Source organism: Streptomyces sp. MZ04 (assembly GCF_004684775.1).
Lineage (GTDB): Bacteria > Actinomycetota > Actinomycetes > Streptomycetales > Streptomycetaceae > Streptomyces.
Window position 1 is genome coordinate 1 of sequence record NZ_SRIC01000591.1, and the last position, 1,033, is coordinate 1,033.

At 73.6% G+C, this 1,033-nt stretch carries 1 protein-coding gene; it reads left to right on the top strand.

All coding sequences use genetic code 11. The features are described from left to right. Nucleotides 1–69: 69 nt before the first annotated feature. Nucleotides 70–1,033: DUF4350 domain-containing protein (locus tag E2651_RS43370; protein ID WP_245239566.1), on the top strand; the 964-nt coding region annotated here is incomplete at its 3' end.

Consider the following 1,033-nt stretch of genomic DNA (forward strand, 5'->3'; position numbering starts at 1 on the left):
AGTTGTGTATAAGAGACAGCCGCCACCCCCCGCCAGCTCTGGACCCGAACCCGCGGCATCCTCCTCGCCGTGGTCGTCCTCCTGGCGGCCGCCATCGCCATCGCCGCGGTCCGCTCCGGAACCCAGCACGGCCGGCTCGACCCGCGTTCCGCCGACCCCTATGGCAGCCGCGCCGTCGCCGAACTCCTCGCCGACCGTGGCGTATCCACCCGCGTCGTCACCACCTCCGAAGAGGCCCGGTCCGCCGCAGGCCCGGACACCACGCTCCTGGTGACCTCCCCCGACCTGCTCACCGACCGCCAGCAGTCGCGCCTCCACGCGGCCACCAAGGACTCCGCGGGCCGCACCGTCCTCCTCACCCCCGGCACCCCGTCGATCGGCACCCTCGCTCCCGGAGTAACCGCCGACGCCACCCCCAGCCTCGACTCGACGCTCTCCCCCCGCTGCTCCCTGCCCGCCGCACAGCGCGCAGGCTCCGCGGACGCGGGCGGCCTCCGCTACGACACCCTCGCCCCGGACGCCGAGGCCTGCTACCTAAGCGACGGCCTGCCCAGCCTCCTCCGCCTCCCGGCCGCCGACGGCGAAGGCGACACCGTCGTACTCGGCGCCCCCGACATCCTCTACAACGACCGCCTCGACGAGCACGGCAACGCCTCCCTCGCCCTCCAACTGCTCGGTTCCCGCCCCCACTTGGTCTGGTACCTCCCCTCACTCTCCGACGACGCCGCGACCGACGCCGAAGACCGCGACTTCTTCGACCTGATCCCCTCCGGCTGGCTCTGGGGCACCCTGCAACTCACCATCGCCGCCGCACTCGCCGCCCTGTGGCGCGCCCGCCGCCTCGGCCCGCTGGTCCCCGAACGCCTCCCCGTGGCCATCCGCGCCTCCGAAACCGTCGAAGGCCGCGCCCGCCTCTACCGCAAGGCGAACGCCCGCGACCGCGCGGCCACAGCCCTCCGCTCGGCGACCCGCACCCGCCTCGCCCCCCTCGTCCCTTCTCTTATACACATCTCCGAGGCCACGAGCCACTCAT